The organism is Bradyrhizobium sp. Ses1 (assembly GCF_059512365.1).
Genome location: NZ_JCAMOQ010000063.1, coordinates 39,302 through 45,894, shown reverse-complemented (window position 1 = coordinate 45,894; position 6,593 = coordinate 39,302). Strand labels below are relative to the sequence as shown.

4 protein-coding genes are annotated in these 6,593 nt (G+C 58.7%); all 4 read right to left on the bottom strand.

Features of this window, described 5'->3' with window-relative positions; translation table 11 throughout:
• Positions 1 to 9: 9 nt before the first annotated feature.
• Entirely contained in the window at positions 10 to 1,797 is a 1,788-nt protein-coding gene (locus tag AC5ZG5_RS40390; protein WP_456646260.1) for a hypothetical protein, read from the bottom strand.
• Between the two features lie 80 nt (positions 1,798 to 1,877).
• Positions 1,878 to 2,366, bottom strand: coding sequence for a hypothetical protein (locus tag AC5ZG5_RS40385; protein WP_456646259.1), 489 nt, complete (start codon positions 2,364 to 2,366; stop codon positions 1,878 to 1,880).
• Complete coding sequence (locus tag AC5ZG5_RS40380; protein ID WP_456646258.1) at positions 2,356 to 3,273, bottom strand: hypothetical protein; 918 nt, start codon at positions 3,271 to 3,273, stop codon at positions 2,356 to 2,358. Before AC5ZG5_RS40380 ends, AC5ZG5_RS40385 begins: the two co-directional genes overlap by 11 nt.
• Positions 3,274 to 3,649: 376 nt before the next feature.
• The gene (locus AC5ZG5_RS40375; RefSeq protein WP_456646257.1) at positions 3,650 to 6,331 is read right to left on the bottom strand and encodes an Ig-like domain repeat protein; all 2,682 of its coding nucleotides are present in this window, start codon (positions 6,329 to 6,331) and stop codon (positions 3,650 to 3,652) included.
• Positions 6,332 to 6,593 lie beyond the last annotated feature (262 nt).

Below are 6,593 nucleotides of genomic sequence, written 5' to 3'. Positions count from 1 at the left end.
CACGGCTCCTCATCGCCTTCGCCAGATCATCCTATCCCCGTCGCAGAGCAATTGGTCGTGTGAGAAATACGGGTTAGTCTGCTTAACGTCTGCAACTTCGAGAAGGCTGAGTTGATAGGCCCACTTCAGTCGGATCGCATCACTTGCCGACGTCTCGAAGCCGATTTCAAATCCCTCTTTCTCGGGACGGTAGCTGTCTTCCGAGATGGAGAGTTCTCCTGGTGGGAAGGTGCTAAATCCGAATTCGGTCGCTTGATGCTGCAGAAGCTGCGTCAGGATGGCGAGCTTACCTTTGTCGTTCGCCGAGAGCTTATCGGCTGATATTCGTTCGCGCTCCTCAAGAAGACCCCTGTATGCATTCTGCAAGGACCGCAATCGGTCAACCGTTTCGTCAAACACCGATTGAAGTCCCTCTAACTCACGAACTTTCGCCTCGGTGCGAATGCGTTCCTCGATCACAGCGGCAGAGGGATTCGATCCGGGCGCAACCAGCTCGGCTCTCAGCAGACGAATCTGGGCGTAATACTCTGCAAGCTCTTTGCTTATCGCGGCGATATGACTGCTGCGGGCTGTATTCTCTCCTTTCTCACGGGCGAGGATATCCTCGAACATCCTCTTCTGCGATCTTATGTACTCTATGTTATCCGCTATCGGCATAACCGCAGACAGTGCCTCTTGCGACAGTAAGGTGTCAGCGAGGGCTTGCTCGCAGGTCGGGCACCTGTCAGGAGCTAAGGTTTCAACTATTCCAGAATAACGCTGGAGCTTCTGAACATCCAAGTTTTTGGCCAAATCATCTTCAAGCGTTTCGATGCGCCTTTGTAGGGACTGCACATCGGCCATTTTGAGCTGCTGAAGATTATGGAGACCGATCCTCTGAGCGTTTAGTTCATCCGCTCGTTGGCCGAGTTGTTGGAGTTTTTCCGAAACTTCGCCAGATTGGCCCTCGACGTCTGGTATCGCGGCAGATGCAAGCGCTGCGGCTGACGCGCGACATTTAGACAGCATGGCCGAAAGCGCCGTCCACTCACCGCCGTCTGCAATTTGAATATGCGCTCGGGCTAACGCGTCAGGGTCTGCGACCGGCTTTTCAAGCAAAGCAGCGGTTCTCCCGCCACTTCGTAGAACGAAGCGTTCCAGTTCCTCGCATGTCGCGGACCAATCCTTCGCATTAGAAGCGATTCGTTCCATTAAGCGTTCGCGCTGCATCTCGAGTTTATACACGTCTAGATCCAAGAGGAATTCGACAGCGCGCTTGTGAACTTCTCTAATCCTCATGTAGGTAGGAATGGCCGCGGGGATTGCGGACCACCCAAACTTTTGCTCCACCCAGAAAAGTGGAAAGACGGTCTCCATGTACAGTTTCGTTTCCGGCGCGTCATATCGCCGAACCTGCGGAAGCTGCCAGCCGAGGAAGCCTTCGAGAAAATGGTGAAAGCCGTCTTCGCGCTGCGCCGCGCCGGGATCGAGTACAAAGAAATTTTGTCTCCGTAAGGCCATTGACCCATCTGTCAGAGCGGGCCCGTAATCTACCGTCACGAGACGAGTGTCGGTGGTCGCTTTCACAGCACGGCTCACCGTGATGATCTGCCCTTCACGATTTTCCAGTTCGAGCGCGACGCTCGATTCTAAAATGTCGACCCGTTCGTTATCGTCAGTGTTAAGGTAGCTGGTCATCGCATGTGGCAATGGAATCTCTCTACGAGGGCTTAGCATCCTCTCCAAGCCGAGAGCGTAAAGCATCCCCTGCATGCACGTGGACTTGCCCTTGGTGTTATCTGCCCAGAGTACGGTCAAGCCAGCCTCGAACGGCACATCGGCTCCATACACACCGTTCGCCGCTATTGCACGGAGCCTTAGGCTTCGGAAACGTATTGTCAAAGCAAGTCCTCCAGGCGCCACACCCGTTTCATCAGGGCGTCCGTCATTCGAGGCGCAACTTCACTCAAGAAACGGCGCTCTTCGCTGAAGATGTCACCCTCGCTCAAGATTGCTTCCGCCACATTTTTTCCTCGATCGGTAAGCGAAATAGACGTTCCCCGTTCAACCTTCACGAATCTAAGCGCGTGCGCGAGAGCAACGGCCCGATTAAGTGAGGGCTCAACTCTCACAGAAACGTCTGCTGGCTTGTACTCTCCGGACAACAGGCCACGGACCTCTTCGCGGCCTTCGGGAATTCGTACCGCATGCGCCAGGAACTGAAGCTTTTGGAAATTTGATTTCCTTGCTCGACTATAAAAAAGCGCAAGGATCAGCATCGCCATGCCCCAGGACATCCGAAGGTCGCCCGGAATAGGATCGGGCCGCGCGGTGTAAGTGAAGGAACCGTTGAGGATCGCCTTGCGAAAGATCGACTCATTTGGCATCGGGAAAATCCAACGGACAAAGCATGATCCACTCAGAGATCGATCCATAGGCGATCTGCTCGGCATTCTCCTCAGAGAGATTGGGGGCGGCCGCCTTCATTGCCGAAATAAGCGCGTCTAGTTCCGTATGAAGGATTTCACCGGCCGTGGGGCCACCTTGCGGACCAGCAAACTGAAGGCGTCGGGCTCGGCTTTTGATTGCTAACATAACCTTCTCGTGAAGATCGGGGGATCCTGTCCGAAGCGCGTCGAGCATCGCGTTCCCTTGGAGAAAAGCTGCAACGGCTTCCGCTACTGCTGCTCCAACCTGATCAGCACCAACGCGCTTTTTCAGCTTATGCGTTGCGTTTGCCAGCAGATCAGAAGAACCTGCAGCCCATGCATCAAGTTCCTGCTGCGATGGACCGGGAATCGCTAGCTTTACAGTAGACAGCGAGGACATTCCGGCCACCACAGCTTCGGCAGGAAATGAGCTGGGGTCTTGGATTGCGACTTCAAATAAGACGTCGAGGACTGGACACGTCGCTTTTCGTAAATCGCCGGTCTTCTTGGCGCAGTGGAGATTGACGTCTTTGCTATCATGAAGGGGAGCGAGAAGTACCCAGTGTTTAATCGGGGTTCCTAAGAATAGCTTTCCGATTTCAGTGCGATTGGCCAACAGTTTGCCAAGGTCGGTTGTGATTTTCTTTTTTTGCCGTTCGGCTCGCGTGGTTATGTCGACCGGCTCTTCTACTGCATAACATTGATATGCGACCGCTTCTTTTGTGCAGTAGTAGTCAATCCCGTAATCACCTTTGTGGGCGGCGGGGATTTTCTGTACGTTTAACGGCCCGTGACGATTTTGTAGAAGGCTGAGCGAAAAGGACTCCCAGTCATCTGGATTCCAAATTTGAACTGCATTTATCATCGGTTGCGCGCCCCCCGGCGTGCCACCATCTTTGCATTTGCCGGCCCGTGCATCAACGGGGGCCGACCGGGCGATTTAATCTGAGCGGCTCTCAGAGATCACCTCGGCGGAGGTGAATTTTGGCCTTGGCCTCCTGCAATGTCGCGCGGTCTTCGGAATTCACACCAATGAGCCGCGGTTGAGCCGCCTTGGACAGCGCACTGGCTCGCCAACTGCAGTTGCCCGTCCGGGTACTAGCGCGAATTCAAAACGAAACTTTGGAAATGTCGCGAAAACGAAAGGAAGATCAAAGTAGTGAATGACAGGTTGGCACGCCACCAAGAACAAAACTGCGAACTCTTATGCAATTGAAATTAATATACAAATCTTCGTCGCCTCAAAACGGCACCGATGCTCGTCCACGGAACGTCCAGATTTGCACGTTGCTGCCGATGCCGCCGAGTTCGGCGCCAAGAGCGACGGTGGCCTCGTTGCCGAGGCGCGCCGCCAACCCTCCCGTTACACGCGCGGACCAGCCATCGAGCAGCGGGACGGAAGCGAGCGGCACGGCCCCGGCCAGCGCCAAGGCAGCGGCATCATCGCCGGTAAAGTAGTAATCCGCGTACAAACCGGCATAAGGTGCCAGCGTCACGGCGGCTCCGGTGAGCCAGGGATAACTGAGCTTGATGCCGGCCGAGGCGCGCCCGGTGAAGAAAGTGCGGTCCGCCTGCAGAGTGCCGAGCGAGTCCGTATAGGCGTTCTCCCGCTCCCACAGCGCATAGAGCTTCGCCGAAGGTTCGATATCGAAACCATGGGTCTGGTAGTTGCCGGTCAGCCCGCTCGATACCAGCCAGCGATGGCCGCTGAAGTTGCCCGTGGCGGTGCCTGCGGTGCCGTCATAGCCGATGGCGGAATACGCCGCGGCTGCGTCGAAGCGCAGTCCCGGCGCGAACCTCCAGCCGAGGTATGAACCGAGCGTCCAGCCATCGCCCTTGAGGTGCCCGCTCAAGGTATCGGACCGGTAGTCGAAGGTCTCGTAGCCGCCGAGCGCACCGACCAGAAGATTCGGTGTGACCCTGCGCGTAAGGCCCAGCAGCGCATTGATCTGGCTGCCGTAGAGAATCGGTGCCGATGTCGACGACCCCCAGCGATCGATGCCGCTGCCTCTGACATCCGCCCACAACAGCCAGTCCTTCGGCGCGACATAGCCAGACGCGGGCGCCTTGGCGGGCATCGCATTGCGATTGATTGCCGCAAAGGCGTTGTCGACCCGGGATGCGCCCTGCGGCAATTGCGACTGCGCATAGCCGTTGGCGCCGCCCGGCAGGCCGCCGCCGCTGCGCCCGTACGATCCATTCCATCGATCCGACACGTCGGCGCCTGCGGTTGCGGCCTGCGGCTGATCGGGATCGGCGGAGAAGTTGAAACGGATGCTGCCTCCCCCCGGCGAGACCAGGCTGCCACCATCGCTGAAGCCTTCGGAGATCGCGGTGTCGATCGCGCCGGCAATGGCTGCGCCGGAGTTTTGCGCCACGGTCTTGGTTGCGATGATCTGCAAGGCCCGCAGCTTCAGACTGTCCTGCGGCGTGTTCACCGCCTGCAGCAGCGCCGCCGACGTGCTGGCCTTGAACGTGCCATTGCCGGCATAGGTTGCGGTGATGGTATGGGTGCCGGCCGTCAGCGCCGAGGTCGTCAGGCTGGCGACCCCGCCGGCCAAGGTGGCGCTGCCGATCGCAGCGCCGCCATCGTCGAATCTCACCGTGCCGGTCGGCGTATCGCCCCCGCTTGTCACGGTTGCCGTGAACGTCACCGCCTGTCCCGGCGTGCTGGGATTGGCAGATGAGACGAGGACCGTCGACGTCGTCCCCTGGGTCACGGCCTGGCTCAGCACCGATGATGTGCTGGACGAGTTGTTGGCATCGCCGCCGTAGACTGCCGTGATCGCATGGGTTCCGGATGTCAGCGCCGATGTGGTCAACGTCGCCAGTCCGCCACTGAGGGGGCCGGTGCCCAGCGTCGTCGTACCGTCCATGAATGTGACCGTGCCGGTGGGCGTGCCGCTGGTGCCAGTCACGGTTGCGGTGAAGGTGACAGCCTGTCCCGGCGTACTTGGATTGACCGACGCAACGAGGACTGTCGCCGTCGCCGCCTGGTTGACAGCCTGGTTCAGCACCGATGACGTACTCGACATATTGTTGGTATCGCCGCCATAGACTGCCGTGATCGCATGCGTTCCGGGCGTCAGCGCCGATGTGGTGAACGTTGCCAGTCCGCCACTGAGGGTGCCGGTGCCCAGCGTCGTCGTGCCGTCCTGGAACGTCACCGTGCCCGTGGGCGATGAGCCCGACACTGTCGCGGTGAAGGTGACGGCCTGTCCCGGAAGACTCGGGCTGGGTGACGCAACCAACGTAACGCTGCTGATCGCCCTGGCGATGATGATGTCCTGGGTCACCTGGCTCGCGGCCGCGACGGTGGTTCCATTGCCGGCCTGATCGGCGGCCACCGTGCACGTGCCTGCGCTGATCATGGTCACGATACCGCCGAAAACCGTGCAGACGCCCGGGGTCAGCGAGGAATAGGTTACCGCCAAGCCGCTGCTTGCCGAGGCCAGCGGACTGACCACAAACGTGCCGCCGCTGACAAAGGTCCGTCCCGTCTGGGCGCCGAAGGTGATGGTCTGGCTGATCGGTCCGACGGTATAGTTATTTGAAACGGCGGTGCCGATGCCGGCTTCCAAGCCTAAGTTCACCACCCCGGACAGGTCCACAACGACCTGATTGGTTGCGGCCGGCGCACCCGAATTTGCAGTGAGGTCGACGGTGTAGGTGATGTTGTCCAAGGTTGTGAGATTGGACGCGGTCGCATTGGTGAGTGTCAAGGCATGGAGAGTAAAGCCGGTCACGGCTTCAGAGAACGAGATTGTCACCTTCGCCGGCTGACCATACGCCAGTTGATTCGGGGTAACGGTGACAGTCGCTGTCGGGGGCGCCGCATGGGCTGACGTCGAAACGGCAAAAAATGCGAAAACAATCAGTGCGGCCAGCTTGATGCTGCCGACAATGCGACCAAACCCAGACACCTAGCCCCCAGCACGTCTTCTTGCGATATTCCCAGTCAGTCGCAATTGATCGCATACATATCGGGACGCGTCGAGCGCAATAAATGCGCGCCGTCCCGCGGGCGCATGGCGGTGACGGCCGTTGCGGCGTTATGGCGCTCGATTTCTCACAGGACACTGTTCGAGGTCACAATCGAACGACCGCTCTGCGGTCCCTCCCGCGTCCCTCCATGCAGCACCGCTTGGCGGCTTGCGCCGCATTCGAGCGGTGCCGAATTATCCC